Annotated in this window: 15 protein-coding genes and 1 other annotated feature; of the genes, 9 read left to right on the top strand and 6 right to left on the bottom strand. The window is 43.6% G+C overall.

The annotated features are described in order from the left end of the window. Positions 1 to 29: 29 nt before the first annotated feature. Entirely contained in the window at positions 30 to 1,697 is a 1,668-nt protein-coding gene (gene ettA / locus JK188_RS05770) for an energy-dependent translational throttle protein EttA (protein ID WP_108479217.1), read from the bottom strand. Between the two features lie 332 nt (positions 1,698 to 2,029). On the opposite strand from ettA, the gene sltY reads away from it, so the two are divergent. Continuing rightward, entirely contained in the window at positions 2,030 to 3,946 is a 1,917-nt protein-coding gene (gene sltY, locus JK188_RS05765) for a murein transglycosylase (protein WP_211886721.1), read from the top strand. Between the two features lie 131 nt (positions 3,947 to 4,077). Next, positions 4,078 to 4,395, top strand: coding sequence for a trp operon repressor (gene trpR, locus JK188_RS05760; RefSeq protein ID WP_211886783.1), 318 nt, complete (start codon positions 4,078 to 4,080; stop codon positions 4,393 to 4,395). 104 nt (positions 4,396 to 4,499) lie between these two features. Here the strand turns inward: trpR and yjjX are convergent, their stop codons facing one another. Next, positions 4,500 to 5,036 (bottom strand): inosine/xanthosine triphosphatase, encoded by a 537-nt coding sequence (gene yjjX, locus JK188_RS05755; RefSeq protein ID WP_006657125.1) that lies wholly within the window; start codon positions 5,034 to 5,036, stop codon positions 4,500 to 4,502. Between the two features lie 52 nt (positions 5,037 to 5,088). Here yjjX and gpmB point away from each other — a divergent pair, with 52 nt between their 5' ends. Beyond that, on the top strand, positions 5,089 to 5,736 hold the full coding sequence (gene gpmB, locus JK188_RS05750) for a 2,3-diphosphoglycerate-dependent phosphoglycerate mutase GpmB (protein WP_211886719.1): 648 nt from the start codon (positions 5,089 to 5,091) through the stop codon (positions 5,734 to 5,736). 133 nt (positions 5,737 to 5,869) lie between these two features. Here gpmB and JK188_RS05745 read toward each other — a convergent pair whose 3' ends face one another. Next, complete coding sequence (locus JK188_RS05745) at positions 5,870 to 6,274, bottom strand: RidA family protein (RefSeq protein WP_108479220.1); 405 nt, start codon at positions 6,272 to 6,274, stop codon at positions 5,870 to 5,872. A gap of 372 nt (positions 6,275 to 6,646) precedes the next feature. Here JK188_RS05745 and JK188_RS05740 point away from each other — a divergent pair, with 372 nt between their 5' ends. Then, positions 6,647 to 7,084, top strand: coding sequence for a GNAT family N-acetyltransferase (locus JK188_RS05740; RefSeq protein WP_132496140.1), 438 nt, complete (start codon positions 6,647 to 6,649; stop codon positions 7,082 to 7,084). A 188-nt stretch (positions 7,085 to 7,272) separates the two neighbouring features. On the opposite strand, the gene robA is transcribed toward JK188_RS05740, so the two are convergent. Further along, on the bottom strand, positions 7,273 to 8,175 hold the full coding sequence (gene robA, locus JK188_RS05735) for an MDR efflux pump AcrAB transcriptional activator RobA (protein ID WP_132496141.1): 903 nt from the start codon (positions 8,173 to 8,175) through the stop codon (positions 7,273 to 7,275). Between the two features lie 182 nt (positions 8,176 to 8,357). Between robA and creA the strand changes: the two genes are divergently transcribed. Beyond that, positions 8,358 to 8,864, top strand: coding sequence for a protein CreA (gene creA / locus JK188_RS05730; protein WP_132496142.1), 507 nt, complete (start codon positions 8,358 to 8,360; stop codon positions 8,862 to 8,864). 160 nt (positions 8,865 to 9,024) lie between these two features. Here creA and arcA read toward each other — a convergent pair whose 3' ends face one another. Beyond that, the gene (arcA, locus tag JK188_RS05725) at positions 9,025 to 9,741 is read right to left on the bottom strand and encodes a two-component system response regulator ArcA (protein ID WP_004905684.1); all 717 of its coding nucleotides are present in this window, start codon (positions 9,739 to 9,741) and stop codon (positions 9,025 to 9,027) included. A gap of 1,096 nt (positions 9,742 to 10,837) precedes the next feature. On the opposite strand from arcA, the gene thrL reads away from it, so the two are divergent. The 4 genes from thrL (at position 10,838) to thrC (ending at position 15,709) form a co-directional block, all read left to right on the top strand. Beyond that, complete coding sequence (thrL, locus tag JK188_RS05720; protein WP_071992130.1) at positions 10,838 to 10,933, top strand: thr operon leader peptide; 96 nt, start codon at positions 10,838 to 10,840, stop codon at positions 10,931 to 10,933. After that, positions 10,872 to 10,993, top strand: a sequence feature (Thr leader region). Its footprint overlaps the gene before it by 62 nt. Positions 10,994 to 11,017: 24 nt before the next feature. Beyond that, positions 11,018 to 13,477 carry a bifunctional aspartate kinase/homoserine dehydrogenase I gene (gene thrA, locus JK188_RS05715; RefSeq protein ID WP_211886718.1) on the top strand — a complete coding sequence of 820 codons (2,460 nt, stop codon included), beginning with the start codon at positions 11,018 to 11,020 and terminating at the stop codon, positions 13,475 to 13,477. A 3-nt stretch (positions 13,478 to 13,480) separates the two neighbouring features. Continuing rightward, positions 13,481 to 14,410: a homoserine kinase gene (gene thrB / locus JK188_RS05710; protein ID WP_211886717.1), complete on the top strand. Its 930-nt coding sequence runs from the start codon at positions 13,481 to 13,483 to the stop codon at positions 14,408 to 14,410. Between the two features lie 3 nt (positions 14,411 to 14,413). Then, positions 14,414 to 15,709: a threonine synthase gene (gene thrC, locus JK188_RS05705; RefSeq protein ID WP_211886716.1), complete on the top strand. Its 1,296-nt coding sequence runs from the start codon at positions 14,414 to 14,416 to the stop codon at positions 15,707 to 15,709. Between the two features lie 70 nt (positions 15,710 to 15,779). Here the strand turns inward: thrC and JK188_RS05700 are convergent. Next, a partial coding sequence (locus JK188_RS05700) for a hypothetical protein (protein WP_211888628.1) occupies positions 15,780 to 16,236 on the bottom strand: 457 nt, incomplete at its 5' end.

Genomic DNA, 16,236 nt, shown 5'->3' with positions numbered 1-16,236 from the left:
GGGTGCCATTTTTGATCGTAATAAACGAATTATTTAGTCATCTTTTTGTACTTGATGCGGTGTGGTTGCAGCGCATCCGCACCTAAAGTACGTTTCTTGTAATCTTCGTATTCAGAGAAGTTACCTTCGAAGAAGGTGATATTGCCTTCATCTTGGTAGTCGATGATGTGCGTTGCGATACGGTCAAGGAACCAGCGGTCATGGGAAATAACCATTGCACAGCCTGGGAATTCTAACAGGGCGTTTTCCAGTGCACGTAAGGTTTCAACGTCGAGGTCGTTGGTTGGTTCATCGAGCAGCAATACGTTACCGCCAACTTGCAGCAGTTTTGCTAGATGTAAACGACCACGCTCACCACCAGACAGCTCGCCCACGCGTTTACCTTGGTCAACGCCTTTAAAGTTAAAGCGACCGACGTAAGCACGGCTTGGGATTTCGAAGTTGCCGATACGCATGATGTCTTGACCGTTGGAAATCTCTTCCCACACCGTTTTGCTGTCATCCATTGCATCACGGAACTGATCCACAGAAGCAATTTTCACGGTATCACCCAAGGTGATTGAACCAGAATCTGGCTGCTCTTGGCCGGAAATCATACGGAATAGGGTAGATTTACCTGCACCGTTTGGACCGATGATCCCAACAATCGCCCCTTTAGGGATTGAGAAATTCAGGTTGTCGATCAGAACGCGATCACCATAAGATTTGCTCAGGTTTTCCACTTCGATAACTTTGTCACCTAAACGCGGCCCTGGTGGGATAAACAGTTCGCTGGTTTCATTACGTTTTTGATATTCCACGCTGTTAAGCTCTTCAAAGCGAGCCAGACGCGCTTTACCTTTGGATTGGCGACCTTTCGGGTTTTGACGGATCCACTCAAGTTCTTTCTCGATGGATTTACGACGAGCGGCTTCTGTTGACGCTTCTTGCGCGAGACGCTCATCTTTTTGTTCCAGCCAAGAAGAGTAGTTACCTTCCCATGGAATACCTTCACCACGGTCAAGTTCAAGGATCCAACCGGCAACGTTATCGAGGAAGTAACGGTCATGGGTGATCGCCACAACGGTACCTTCGTAGTCGTGCAGGAAGCGCTCTAACCAAGCGACGGATTCAGCATCCAAGTGGTTGGTTGGTTCGTCAAGCAGCAGCATGTCTGGTTTTTCCAGCAGCAGGCGGCAGATAGCCACACGGCGGCGTTCACCCCCAGATAAGTTTCCGATAACCGCATCCCAAGCTGGCAGGCGTAGTGCGTCAGCAGCACGTTCCAGTTGGTTATCTAAATTATGACCGTCTTGTGCGGCAATAATAGCTTCTAACTCGCCTTGGATTTTCGCAAGCTTGTCAAAGTCAGCATCTGGATCGGCATATTGCGCATACACTTCGTCTAAGCGAGTTAAAGCGTTTTTAACTTCGCTAACCGCTTCTTCAACGGCTTCACGAACGGTATGTTCCAGATTCAGTTTCGGTTCTTGTGGCAGATAACCAATTTTAATACCCGGTTGAGGGCGTGCTTCCCCTTCAATCTCAGTATCAATACCAGCCATAATGCGCAGTAACGTTGATTTACCCGCGCCGTTGAGACCTAAAACACCAATTTTCGCCCCAGGGAAGAAGCTCAGAGAGATGTTTTTTAAAATATGACGTTTCGGGGGAACCACTTTTCCCACTCGATACATACTGTAAACGTATTGAGCCAATTTATTTTACCTTTTGTTTTATAAAGGGAATTTTAAGTTTTCTCTGTTTTTTATCCTTATCAATTAGTGTGACCCATTAACAAGGAAAAACAGCCATAAACGGTTTGTCATGAACTATACCCGATCGCCCCTAGGCTGGTCTAGGTTATCCGTGTTGTCAGAGTTAACGAATCGAATAAGTAAAAGATTGTAAACCCAACCATTTCAAGAAATCTCCTCTGTCGCTGGCTGAAAACTTTAGGTAGCATTAACATTATTGATATATCTAATAAATGCTTTGAGTATGTTTGAGGTCAATCTCTAACAAGATTTAAGCGATGGAGCGAATAAACATGAAAGGTTGGTTAGCGGCAGTTCCGGTCACCATGCTGTTGGTATCCACAACAGTTTGGGCAGATTCTTTACAGGCACAACGTGAACGTTATCAAGCAATTAAAGTCGCGTGGGATGCCAATAAGATGGATGAAGTCGAACGTTTATTGCCAACTTTACGTGATTATCCGCTGTATCCGTATTTAGAATACCGCGAGCTGTCACAAGATTTAGATATTATCTCGCCAAAACAAGCGCAAGAATTTATCGATGCATACCCAACGTTGCCTGTGGCGAAAACCCTCAAAAGCCGGTTTGTGAATGAGCTGGCGCGTCGCCAAGAGTGGACATCGTTATTGGCATTTAGCCCTGAGCCGCCACAACCTGCTGAAGCACAATGTAATTTCTATTTCGCGAATTGGGCGACAGGAAATAAACAGGTCGCGTGGCAAGGTGCTGAAAAAATGTGGCTCAATGGTAATTCCATGCCAGCAGCATGCGACAAACTGTTTACTGAATGGGAAAAAGCCGGATATCTTTCAACGGATATGATTTTGGCGCGTATTCACCTTGCTATCAAAGATGGTAATACATCAACGGCAACTTACCTCGCGAAACGCTTACCAAGCAGCTACAAAACTATCTCTGATGCGTTGGTTAAACTACAAAATGACCCCGCTTCGGTTGTCACGTTTGCGAAAACATTGACGCCGACCGATTTTACGCGTCAAGCCACATTAGCTGGATTTAGCCGCTATGCGCGTCAATCCCCTGATGCAGCCCGTACTGCATTAGCAGGGATTAGCTCTGCTCAGAAAATGAATATGGCAGAAAACCAGCAAATGAAAGACAGCATTGCGTGGCAATATATGGGGGTTGATGTTACCCCTGAGCAGGCAATGTGGCGTGATGAAGTGATCCGTGAAACTAATTCTGCCGCCTTAAAAGAGCGCCGTGTACGTTTAGCGCTGGGAGAAGGGGATAAAACGGGATTAGCATCATGGTTGCGACAATTGCCGAGCGACGTAAAAAATAAGGAAGAGTGGCAATATTGGCAGGCTATCACCTTGATTGATCAAGGTAAAACGGCTGAAGGTGAAAGTATACTGCGAGAGTTAACGTCGAAGCGTGGATTCTACCCAATGGTTGCCGCTCAGCAGCTAAAAATAGATTACCCAGTCATGGTGAATAAAGCCGTGAAACCTGATTCTAGTATTCATAGCATGCCGCAGATTCAGCGCATCCGTGAGTTAATGTATTGGGAGATGGACAATCTGGCGCGCTCCGAGTGGATCAATTTGGTCTCTTCCATGTCACCTAATCAACAAGAGCAGCTCGCCCGTTATGCTTTCGATAATAAATGGGCAGATCTGAGCGTTCAAGCCACGATCACCGCAAAACTGTGGGATCATCTGGAAGAGCGTTTCCCGCTGGCATGGGAAAAACAGTTTGATAATTACACTCGCAGTAAAATGATCCAAAAAAGCTATGCGATGGCCATTGCTCGTCAAGAAAGCGCATGGAACCCGCAAGCACAATCTCCAGTTGGCGCGACAGGCTTAATGCAGTTAATGCCAGCGACAGCAAAACATACGGCGCAAAAGCAAGGCATCACTGGTTATGTGAATGCAGGGCAACTGACTAACCCTGTGATGAACATTGAGTTAGGTACCGCGTATCTTGACGATGTTTATCAGCAATTTGGTAATAACCGTATTTTAGCCAGTGCGGCGTATAATGCCGGCCCATCACGAGTGACTCGCTGGTTAGGTAACAGCGCAGGGCGTATCGATGCGGTGGCTTTTGTGGAAAGTATTCCGTTTGCAGAAACCCGTGGTTATGTGAAGAATGTTCTCTCTTATGATTTGTTTTATAAACATTTCTTAGGTGAAAAAGGCAATGTGTTATCCGCGAATGAATGGAATATGAAGTATTAATTTGTATGGAGCTTCATCTTGTTGGTCGGTTTGGTTTACCTCCAACAAGATGAGCGCTGTATTTTTAACTATACGAAATAGTGTTCTGTGCTATTATTTGTACTAGTTTAATAGTATGGAAGGGTAGAATGATGACTGTAGAATATAAACCAGACCCGGCGTTAACCGCCGATGAAAATACGGATTGGCAACGTTTTGTGGAACTGCTACAAATGGCCTTTGAGCAAAATATACAGGATTCGATTCTTCAGCTATTACTCACACCGGATGAACGGACGGCTTTAGGGACTCGCGTTAGGATTGTTCAAGAATTAATGCGCGGTGAAATGAGCCAGCGTGAATTAAAAAATGAGCTCGGTGTAGGTATTGCCACCATTACTCGTGGTTCAAACAGTTTGAAGTCAGCCCCTATTCCGGTAAAAGAGTGGCTGGAATCTAAGCTACTGTAGTTTTTGATTATCTTTTATAGCAGCCAATGATTATTCTCTAAAAATAAAAGTGGGGCTCTTATTGCTAAGAGCCCCACATGCATTTTAAATCGTTTTGAGTATAATTAGTCTTCTATGTGATTTAGCTCTTTATAAATTTCGTGTTTAATAGGAACTAAAGCCAGTATGAGTGCTTGTTGATAAACGCTGGTGCGCGTCAATACGCCATTGGTGAAGAAGCCAATCGCACCGCCTTGTTGTTTGATATTATCAATACCAGTAAGGTCAGCCATTTCATCACCCAGCTCACGACCTTCACGGATCCCCGCAAGCACTTTTTCTGGGATCATAATACTGGCAGAGCGTGATTCTCCACGGATTTGATGGTGCTCAATCACAATCCATGCAAATGTCATGTCATCTTCAACTCCCGCCTCAATACCTACCCAAAAGTCAGCTTCTGGGCGTACTTGGCGTGATGCCATCACACGTTGTCTTGCTCCTGTACGGGTTTCATTATTACCGATAGGTTGCTGTGGAACACTGCTATCGACATTAATATCTTCAATTTGATAACTGCCAGGCCCAAAAACGGCATCGAAAGCAAGATGAATCGCTTTAATTTTGGCTGGATTCGTCGTTGCAGCTATAACTTGGTACATTAATTATTTTCCTTTGAACACATACTTTGTACAGTAATAACGGAACACATCTATGTTACAGGTTTATCTTGTTCGCCATGGCGAAACTGAATGGAACGTTGCACGTCGCATACAGGGACAATCTGATAGCCCGTTGACCGCACTTGGTCGTCAACAGGCCATGCAGGTCGCTCAACGGGTTAAATCCGAAGGTATTACCCATATTATCACTAGTGATATGGGACGCACACTTGAAACTGCACAAATTATTGCACAAGTGTGCGGGTGTGAAATTATCACAGAACCGCGTCTGCGTGAATTAAATATGGGTGTCTTGGAGCAACGAGAGATTGGCTCCCTGTCTGAGCAGGAAGAAAAGTGGCGTCAAAGCCTGATAAATGGTGCTGAAGGTGGTCGTATTCCTGAAGGGGAATCGATGGATGAACTGTTCACGCGTATGTTTGCGGCATTAAATGCTTGCCTTGAACTGCCAGAAGGAAGCCGTCCACTGTTAGTCAGTCACGGCTTGGCGCTCAGCACATTGTTAAGCCGTATCTTAGGTGTGCCAGCAAACTCTCCACGACGTTTACGTCTGCGTAACTGCTCGTTATCTCGCGTTGATTATCAAAATAGCCCATGGTTAGCCAATGGCTGGATTGTGGAAACTGCGGGGGAGGTGACGCATCTTTCTCAGCCCGCCCTTGATGAGCAGCAAGGTTAAGAAGTAAAACAGCAAAAAAGAAAAAGGCGTTTCAATGTATGAAACGCCTTTGTTTTGGGTGTTTCAGACCCTTGAAAAGACACTTGAAGAGGTTTGGTGACTTGTGCCCCTATTATAGGACTAGTCAATATCTCTAATCTAAAACTGCATGAGCCTCTATCTCTATCAGCCATTCGGGTAATGAAAGCCCTGAGACGATCACCCAAGAGGACGCTGGTGGGAAATCACCAAATTTTTCTTTTAGTGCATTTGCAATATCAAGCTGCTCTTCATGACTATTAAAACCATTCTTAATATAAATACGCAACATTGTTACGTTGGATAAATCACCGCCAGCTTCACGTAATACATGCTCAATATTAATCAACGATTGAACTGTTTGCTCATACATTCCACCTGCCACGGTTTCTTGTTGAGCATTCACACCAACCTGCCCGGAAAGGAATAATTGGCGTGTTCCTGTTGTTTCTATTGCTTGGCTAAAGCCATACTGTAAAGAATTAAACACAGAAGGAGGGTTTATTAATTTTTTAGTCATTGTACATTCTCGGAATAAAAATAGAGGATAAGCATAAGCCCACATAATACTCTCTGCTAGCGTCAACTCTCACACTCCAATACAACCAGTGTTTTTTTGAAGACTTAGCCAGCCATTGAGCCGCTAAATAGGAATTTCTAGTTGGCGAATGAAAACATATGACTGATTTTTGCATAAGTGAAGAGAGTGTCTCTTATTTTAAGATATATTCGAGGGCTGAGTTTTGCTTTCTAGTTGCAAAATCCTCGTCTATTTGAAGAGTGGCTAACTCGATCATTTCTATGTTGTTAGCTCCAAATGTGCTACTCCTACCGTTCACAATTGATCACCTTAAAACACCTTGATAGAGTGATGAATTTGAGGGAGATAAATATGCATATCCATCTAAAGCCTATAGATAAATCAAATTATGAATCTATTATCATGCTTGAAGTCACTGAAACCCAAGAAGAATTTGTCGCTTCTAATATGTTTTCTTTGGTAGAAGCGGCTTATGATGAAACCCTTACTGTTCGAGGTATTTACAATGGTGATATACCTGTTGGTTTTTTAATGTGGAAAAAGGCCTCAGATCTTAAAATAGAGATTTGGCGTTTCATGGTGGATAAATCGCATCAGAAGCTTGGAATTGGGCGAAAGGCAATGGAGTTGGCCTTAAGTGAAATCAAACAAGACACACAGATAAATGAAATTGAAATCTGTTATGACCCATTAAACCCTATAGCAAAGTCTTTTTATGCATCTTTTGGTTTCAAAGAAATTGGATTAGATGATGAGGGAGAAGAAATGCTCGCTGTTATTTTGTTTTAGCTTTCTTTTTCTTGTTAGGCTGTACACCACATCACATCAATTGTTGGGCTGACAAAAAGCAACAACAGCCTGTGTCATTTCTCCTCATGCCTCGACTGAGAGGGAGCTGAAGTAGCCTTCACGTTAATAAATCAAACAGCGAAAAAGAAAAAGGCGTTTCAGTGTATGAAGCGCCTTGGTTCGAGTGTTTAGTGAGTTTCTGTTTTTTTGATCGGAACATAATAGCTGAATGCTTCAATGTGAGTTCTTGGATCTGTATCCGTTATCTCATTGTGCGTCACATTCTTGATTTTGTAGTGTTCTACATCATAGCCTGGGCGGCGAGTGAGATTCAGTTTTGGCAAGTAGACCCCATAAACATGGTAAAGGAACTCCTGCATTCTTTCTCTCGTCGTCTCACCGCGATAATTAAATTTCACATATTCGCCTGCGGGGATCGTAACATGGCTATATTCGGTGTTACTAAAGCTCGCATCTTCGGGTTTCACCGCGGTGGTGTAAAACACCGTTTGCTCATCATCTTTCTCGGCACTATGAATCGCATGATGTAAGCCAAAGACTTCAGAAGCCACTTTGGTGGTGTGCTCTAAATAATAGCGCCAGAAAGATTGACGCATTTGCGAGCAGGCAGTTGACCACTCTTCAAGCACATAGGAACAACTTTGCTCCAAACCAACCAATGGCTGCTCGACCATCGTGACAAATTCATAATCTAATGGAGAATGTTCATCTAATACAATCGGCGGGCAGATACCGGTCGCGCACCATTCTTCAGTACGGCGATAAAACGCCGGCGTCAGATTGAACTGCTTTTTAAAAGCGCGAGTGAAAGTTTGTTGTGAATCAAATCGATACTGTAATGCAATATCAAGAATGGGACGGCTCGTTAAGCGCAGTGCAACCGCAGCACGAGATAGGCGTCTAGCGCGAATATAAGCACCAATTGCTTGGTCGGTCACATCCTTGAACATTCTCTGTAAATGCCACTTTGAATAACCCGCTCTCGCGGCAACATTATCTAATGACAATGGTTTATCAAGGTTATCATCTATCCAACGAAGAAGGTCGCGAATAATATTTGTTTGATCCATGGATATCCCCAGGCAATACGACTCACAGAACAGATATGAGTAATCAATGAGTGGCTATTCTATAACAAGTTACCTTTTTCGTTTATAGTAAATGAGTTGTATTTAAGAATTAGTTAATAAACAGAATTATTGCCGTTTAGGTTATTTAAAATTCAGATGTTAAGCTGAAAAGGGAATACTGTATGGGTTCTTCCAAATTTAAAAAAGGTATTGCGAAAGGTAATACACTGAAAAACCTCATTTTGGTATCAATGTTGTCTGCACTATCTTTTATGGCAGTCGCAGAGGAAATCGGCTCAGTTGATACTGTATTCAAGGTGCTTGGACCTGACCATAAGATAGTGGTAGAAGCCTTTGATGACCCGGATGTGGACAATGTGACTTGCTACCTAAGCCGTTCAAAAACGGGTGGGATTAAAGGTGGGCTTGGATTAGCTGAAGATACCTCGGATGCTGCCATTTCCTGCCAACAGGTGGGCCCTATTGAGCTAAATGAACGAGTGAAACGTAACCCGAAAAAAGGGCAGGTGGTTTTCCAAAAGAGAACGTCACTGGTGTTTAAAAAGCTCCAAGTGGTTCGTTTTTATGATCCAAAACGTAATGCACTCGTCTATTTGACCTATTCCGATAAGATGATCGACGGCTCGCCTAAAAATGCGCTAAGCGCCGTGCCAATTATGCCGTGGTGATAGTGCTTTAATATAAAAATCGCCACTGATTATGTTTAAAATGAGTGGCGATTTTTGAATGACTTTCAGTTTTAATTTTTTAGAATTGGAATAATGTTTTGGTATTTTAAGTTCCAATAAAAAACCGGCTTGCGCCGGCTTTTCATTAATCAGAATGAAATCACTCGTCTAAATCACCGCAGAAACGGTAGCCTTCACCGTGGATGGTGGCAATGATTTCTGGGGTATCTGGCGTAGACTCGAAGTGTTTACGAATGCGACGGATAGTCACATCGACTGTTCTGTCATGAGGTTTTAACTCACGGCCAGTCATTTTCTTCAGTAAGTCTGCACGAGTTTGGATTTTGCCTGGGTTTTCACAGAAGTGAAGCATTGCACGGAATTCACTACGTGGTAATTTGTAGTGCTCACCAGCAGGGCTCACTAAAGAACGGCTATTAATGTCTAATTCCCAACCATTGAACTTATAGCTCTCAACCAGACGGCGCTCTTCTGTACCGCCCGCTAAATTCATAGTACGGGACAGTAAGTTACGTGCACGGATAGTCAATTCGCGTGGGTTGAATGGTTTGGTGATATAGTCATCAGCACCGATTTCAAGACCAAGAATCTTATCAACTTCGTTATCACGACCAGTTAAGAACATTAATGCGATACTTTCTTGCTCTCGTAGTTCACGAGCCAGCAGTAAGCCGTTTTTGCCTGGTAAGTTAATATCCATGATCACTAAGTTGATGTCATGTTCAGAAAGAACATTGTTCATTTCTTCACCATCAGTGGCTTCATGAACAACATAACCTTCCGCTTCAAAGATACTTTTCAGCGTATTACGTGTGACAATCTCGTCTTCAACGATCAAAATGTGTGGGGTCTGCATATTTGCTACCTAAAGTATTAAAATAAAAATACTGAACCCATAGGCCGTTTCCAGTTAGGTGGTTGTTGGTATGATTATCTGGAAAAACACGTCTATGAGTATAAATTTGTCTTTACATTTTTCAGTGACTTAGCGTTGCCTATCCATTAGGCTGAAGGTCATAAAACTCACCAAAACTTAAGCACTTTCCCAATATTGGGCTGTTAACAGCAATATAACAGCTAATACTGCATTTACCACCTAAAAAACTAACTTTTGTTGATACATATCAAAATCAATTGTAGCACGTTAACAATGATTGTTAGGCAGATAATTATACCAAAATTATTTGTTATAGAGATATCGAATAGACGATAAAAATAAGAGAAAAAAAGAGAGATAATGCACGTTTTTCATCGTGATACCGTACAGAAAGGTCGATATGAATAGGGATGAAGATATTTGGATTTAACTTAAGCTAAGTCACGTAAGTGATTTTTGTGTCTTTAGAACACCTTAAAATTGTCAGAGAGTAAAATTTCGTTTAGCACATCAAAATCGCGTAAAAAAAGTATTTTTGGTTTTTTATAAGAAAAACTAGGTGATTACACTTACTCGCTTTGCGTGAATCTATTTTGTTTTACAAAAAAATAACAAGACTCCTCAGAACTATCTGAATTAATGTTTGCATGCTTATAATTAACTAAATGACTATTTTGTTTCTTATGTGCAATTTTGATCTGAAACTAAGTAGGTTTCTTTAAGGTTGGTGCAAATCTTGATCAAGATTAATCGAAGAGAGAAAGATAGGACATCAGTGGCAATTTATTTCAAATTTACTGTTGAGAAATACGGTTAAAATACCGTCATCAAATTTGGTGTTTGATTGTTTTTTGTACATGTGAGGCGCTAATTTTTTAAATAAAATTAAAATCTATTAATTTTAGAATTAATGAATTTTACAACTGGAATATCTAGGCTAGCTCTCTTTTTATGAAGATGTTTTTGATGAATACAGTGGATCTCCGAGCTGAATTACCGCTTCTTTTGAGGTCATAAATACAAATAAATTTGACATTATTGTGTGATTACTTTAACCGTATAGGGAGAAACCGAAATGTTCCCTACGAGACAAACAAATTTTATGCGTAACATCAGCCTGACTACGATTATTACCACCACCACCGTGACCACAGGAAACGGGGCGGGCTGACGCATCCAAAAAATAAAAATGAAAAAGCCCGCATCCTAAAAAGATGTGGGCTTTTTTTTGGCGCTAATTCAGGAGAGAAATACCATGCGTGTGCTTAAATTTGGCGGTACTTCAGTCGCAAATGACGAACGGGTACTTAATGTTGCTGATATCGCGGAAAGCAAATTGGCAGATGGGCAAGTTGCGTTGGTGCTATCTGCACCCGCGAAAATCACCAACCATTTGGTGGCAATGATTGAAAAAACGGCAGCAGGTCAGGATGTCATCACGCATGTGAGTGATGCGGAAATGATTTTTGCTAATCTCTTAAAGGGATTGAAAGAAAAGCAGCCCGGGTTTGAATATGACAAACTGAAAAAGCTGACCGAACACGAATTCGCGCAAATCAAACAAGTACTGCATGGTATTACTCTTCTAGGCCAATGTCCTGATAGCATCAACGCCTCTATTATCTGCCGTGGTGAGAAGCTCTCTATCGCCATCATGGAATCTGTATTAAAAGCTCGCGGTCACAAAGTCACCGTGATTGATCCGGTGAAAAGCTTGCTGGCAAAAGGCCACTATCTTGAATCCACCGTTGATATCAATGAATCCACTAAACGTATTGCAGAGTTGAACATCCCTAAAGATCACTTCGTGTTGATGGCAGGCTTTACGGCTGGAAATGAGAAGGGTGAACTGGTGGTGTTAGGACGTAATGGTTCCGACTATTCGGCTGCGGTATTAGCGGCATGTTTACGTGCAGATTGCTGTGAAATTTGGACAGATGTTGATGGGGTTTATACTTGTGACCCACGTTTAGTGCCTGATGCCCGTTTACTCAAAGGGATGTCATACCAAGAAGCGATGGAGCTTTCTTATTTTGGCGCGAAAGTCTTACACCCTCGTACTATCGCCCCAATTGCACAATTCCAAATCCCTTGCCTGATCAAAAACACCACTAATCCAAGTGCACCGGGTACGCTGATTGGTGATGGTCAAACGGATGTTAGTACACCAGTGAAAGGGATCACTAACCTGAATAATATGGCGATGATCAACGTCTCAGGTCCGGGTATGAAAGGCATGGTTGGTATGGCAGCACGTATTTTCTCGGTCATGTCCCGTAAAGGGATCTCCGTGGTGCTGATCACGCAATCATCGTCGGAATACAGTATCAGCTTCTGTGTGCCGCAAAATGAGCTACAGCGCGCTCGTGGCGCATTAGAAGAAGAGTTTTATTTAGAACTTAAAGACGGGGTATTAGACCCGTTAGATGTGATGGAGCAACTGTCCATCATCTCCGTTGTTGGGGATGGTATGCGTACATTAAAAGGCATCTCCGCACGTTTCTTCTCAGCATTAACCCGCGGCAATATCAACATCGTTGCTATTGCGCAAGGCTCGTCTGAGCGTTCAATCTCTGCGGTTATCGCCAATGAGTCTGCCACTTCAGCGGTGCGTTTATGTCACCAAATGCTGTTCAATGCTGAGCAAGTGATTGAAGCCTTTATTGTCGGAGTGGGCGGCGTCGGTAATGCGTTGATCGAACAGATCCACCGTCAACAACAGTGGCTGAAACAAAAACATATTGATCTACGTGTCTGTGGGATAGCGAACTCAAGAGCGATGCTGATCAATATGCAAGGAATTGATTTAGATAATTGGAAAGCAGAATTAGCCGAAGCTAAAGAGCCGTTTAGCCTCAGCCGTCTGATCCGTTTAGAGCGTGAGTACCACTTTTTAAACCCAGTGATCATCGACTGTACGTCCAACCAAGAGATCGCAGAGCAATATGCTAGCTTCTTACAAGACGGTTTTAACGTCGTCACGCCGAACAAAAAAGCCAACACATTGTCGATGGATTATTATCATCAACTTCGTGCTGCCGCCGAGAGCTCAAAACGTAAATTCCTTTATGATACCAACGTAGGGGCGGGTTTACCGGTTATCGAAAACCTACAAAACTTACTGAACGCAGGGGATGAATTAGTTCATTTCAGTGGAATCTTGTCAGGATCCTTGTCATTTATTTTCGGTAAATTGGATGAAGGAATGTCCTTATCAGAAGCGACAACGTTAGCGAAGGAAAAAGGCTTCACCGAGCCAGATCCACGCGACGATTTATCCGGCATGGATGTGGCGCGTAAATTACTGATTTTAGCTCGTGAGGCGGGTTATGAATTAGAACTTAGCGACATCAATATTGAATCTGTACTTCCTGCTGATTTCGACAGTTCAGGCAGTGTTGCCGAGTTTATGGCGCGTTTACCACAACTTGATGCCCAGTTTGCTGCGAGGATAAAAGCGGCAGAAGCAGAGGAAAAAGTGTTACGCTATGTGGGTCTTATCGAAGAAGGTCGCTGTCAGGTGAAAATGGTTGCCGTTGATGGAAATGACCCACTGTTTAAAGTAAAAAATGGCGAAAACGCACTGGCATTCTACACACGCTACTATCAACCAATTCCTTTAGTTCTCAGAGGTTACGGTGCTGGTAATGATGTAACTGCGGCGGGTGTATTTGCGGATATGCTGCGTACCCTATCATGGAAATTGGGAGTTTAAGAAGTGATCAAAGTTTATGCACCCGCTTCAATTGGTAATGTGAGCGTTGGATTTGATGTGCTAGGCGCAGCAGTCTCTCCGGTTGATGGTTCATTGCTCGGTGACTGTGTCAGCATTGAAGCGGCAGAAACATTTTCATTAGAAAACCAAGGTCGATTTGTTTCTAAGCTACCGAAAAAAATGGAACACAACATTGTTTACCAATGCTGGGAACTGTTTTGCGAGCGTCTTGGTAAAAAGCTGAACGTGGCGATGACCCTTGAAAAGAATATGCCAATAGGTTCAGGGTTAGGTTCAAGTGCTTGCTCTGTCGTCGCTGCGCTGATGGCACTCAATGAGTTTGCAGAGAAGCCATTTGACCAAACAACATTGCTTGGCATGATGGGCGAGCTAGAAGGGCGTATTTCAGGTAGCATTCACTATGATAACGTCGCACCCTGCTACTTGGGTGGCTTACAGTTGATCATCGAGCAAAATGGCATTATTTCTCAACCCGTCCCTGCGTTTGAAAACTGGTATTGGGTGATGGCCTATCCGGGTATTAAAGTCTCTACCGCAGAAGCGCGAGCCATTTTACCCGATAGCTATTCTCGCCATGATATTGTAAATCATGGGCGCTATTTATCAGGCTTTATCCATGCATGTCATACTCATCAGCCTGAGCTAGCGGTCACGATGATCAAAGACGTCGTCGCAGAGCCATACCGTACTCAGTTGCTGCCAGGTTTTGCGAAGGCACGAGAATATGCGAAGCAAATTGGTGCTCTGGCATGTGGTATTTCGGGATCAGGACCAACAATTTTTACCATTTGTGATGATAAAAAAATCGCAGAAGAGATGGTGCAGTACCTACAACAACATTACATTCAAAATGATGAGGGCTTTGTGCATATCTGTCGTTTAGATATGGCGGGTGCAAGGACAATAGGGTAAACGATGAAACTGTATAATTTAAAAGATAACAACGAACAAGTCAGCTTCGCGCAAGCCGTGAAACAAGGGTTAGGTAAGCAACAAGGGCTATTTTTCCCTCAAGACTTACCTGAGTTTAGCGCCAGTGAAATTGATGAATTACTGAAGTTGGATTTTGTCACTCGTAGTAGCCGTATTTTAAGCGCGTTTATCGGGGATGAAATCCCTGCTGAGCAGCTCGCTGAACGTGTTAAAACGGCTTTTGCGTTCCCTGCACCCGTTTCCAAAGTTGAGGATGATGTGGCAACGTTAGAGCTGTATCACGGCCCAACACTGGCATTTAAAGACTTTGGCGGTCGCTTTATGGCGCAAGCGTTAGGTCAAGTAGCTGGTGGTGCGCCAGTCACTATCTTAACCGCGACATCTGGTGATACCGGCGCTGCCGTAGCCCATGCATTCTATGGTTTAGATAATGTTCAAGTGGTTATCTTATACCCAGAAGGCAAAATCAGCCCACTGCAAGAAAAGCTATTCTGTACGCTGGGTAAAAATATCCATACTGTGGCTATCAAAGATGATTTTGATGCGTGTCAGGCGATGGTCAAACACGCTTTTGATGATGAAGAACTGAAAAAAGCCCTGTATTTGAACTCTGCGAACTCCATCAATATTAGCCGTCTGTTAGCGCAAATTTGTTATTATTTTGAAGCGGTTGCTCAGATCCCAGCAGAAAAACGCGATCAACTGGTGATCTCTGTGCCAAGTGGTAACTTTGGGGATTTAACGGCAGGCTTGCTGGCGAAATCTATGGGATTACCAGTGAAACGTTTTATCGCTGCCACTAACGTTAATGACACGGTTCCGCGTTATTTAGTTGATGGTAAATGGGCACCACATCAAACCGTTGCGACTTTATCTAACGCAATGGATGTCAGCCAGCCAAATAACTGGCCGCGTATTGAAGAGTTATTCCGTCGCAAAGGTTGGTCATTGAAAGAGTTAGGTTACGGTGCAGTGAGTGATGAAGTGACTCAAGAAACCGTACGTGAGTTAGATAAGAAAGGGTATTTATCGGAGCCTCATGCAGCGGTTGCTTATCGAGTCCTGCGTGATCAGCTGCAAGATGGTGAATATGGTCTGTTCTTAGGAACGGCCCACCCTGCGAAATTTAAAGAGAGCGTGGAAGCTATCTTAAATAAACAAATTTCGCTGCCAAAAGAGCTGGCGGAACGTGCAGATTTACCTCTGCTTTCTCACTTCTTACCGTCAGATTTTGCTCAATTACGCGAATTCTTAATGAAGTTAGCACCGAAGCAATAATTGAAACCTGCGATTGACGGGGATCTTAATAACGGAAGCTGTATTGGCTTCCGTTTTTTTTGAGGAAAAGCTAATAATTAGAGCCGTCCGTGCCATTTTGACCGCCATCGGGTCCTCCTTTACCACCTTTGCCCACTTGTCCTCCAATACCTGCATTTCCTCCATTGCCGCCATCGCCACTACCAGAGCCATCCCCCCCATTACCGCCATGACCTCCATTGCTTCCTCCGTGTCCGCCATTGCCGCCATTGCCGTTGACGGAGCCATTTCCACCGTTCCCCCCGTTACCTAGACCATCTCCGTTACCGCCGTGCCCACCGTCTCCACCATTCACGCCACCATTTCCGCCGTTGCCACCATTTCCATTACTGCCGGGAGTCGCGTGACCTCCGTGGTTACCATGGCCATGACTGCCGCCGTTGCCGCCATTTCCACCGTGTTGACCATTACCTCCGCTGCCGCCATTACCACCGATTCCGCCATTACCGCCGTTTCCTCCACTGCCATGTTGCCCATGGGTTCCATTT

This window comes from Providencia sp. JGM181 (assembly GCF_018257375.1).
Classification (GTDB): Bacteria; Pseudomonadota; Gammaproteobacteria; order Enterobacterales; family Enterobacteriaceae; genus Providencia; species Providencia lanzhouensis.
This window is presented reverse-complemented; position numbering and strand designations above follow the sequence as displayed.

Bases quoted from the DNA above. Each gene is read 5' to 3' on its own strand.
- sltY (WP_211886721.1), top strand. From the start codon at position 2,030: ATGAAAGGTTGGTTAGCGGCAGTTCCGGTCACCATGCTGTTGGTATCC.
- trpR (WP_211886783.1), top strand. From the start codon at position 4,078: ATGACTGTAGAATATAAACCAGACCCGGCGTTAACCGCCGATGAAAAT.
- yjjX (WP_006657125.1), bottom strand. From the start codon at position 5,036: ATGTACCAAGTTATAGCTGCAACGACGAATCCAGCCAAAATTAAAGCG.
- gpmB (WP_211886719.1), top strand. From the start codon at position 5,089: ATGTTACAGGTTTATCTTGTTCGCCATGGCGAAACTGAATGGAACGTT.
- JK188_RS05745 (WP_108479220.1), bottom strand. From the start codon at position 6,274: ATGACTAAAAAATTAATAAACCCTCCTTCTGTGTTTAATTCTTTACAG.
- JK188_RS05740 (WP_132496140.1), top strand. From the start codon at position 6,647: ATGCATATCCATCTAAAGCCTATAGATAAATCAAATTATGAATCTATT.
- robA (WP_132496141.1), bottom strand. From the start codon at position 8,175: ATGGATCAAACAAATATTATTCGCGACCTTCTTCGTTGGATAGATGAT.
- creA (WP_132496142.1), top strand. From the start codon at position 8,358: ATGGGTTCTTCCAAATTTAAAAAAGGTATTGCGAAAGGTAATACACTG.
- arcA (WP_004905684.1), bottom strand. From the start codon at position 9,741: ATGCAGACCCCACACATTTTGATCGTTGAAGACGAGATTGTCACACGT.
- thrL (WP_071992130.1), top strand. From the start codon at position 10,838: ATGTTCCCTACGAGACAAACAAATTTTATGCGTAACATCAGCCTGACT.
- thrA (WP_211886718.1), top strand. From the start codon at position 11,018: ATGCGTGTGCTTAAATTTGGCGGTACTTCAGTCGCAAATGACGAACGG.
- thrC (WP_211886716.1), top strand. From the start codon at position 14,414: ATGAAACTGTATAATTTAAAAGATAACAACGAACAAGTCAGCTTCGCG.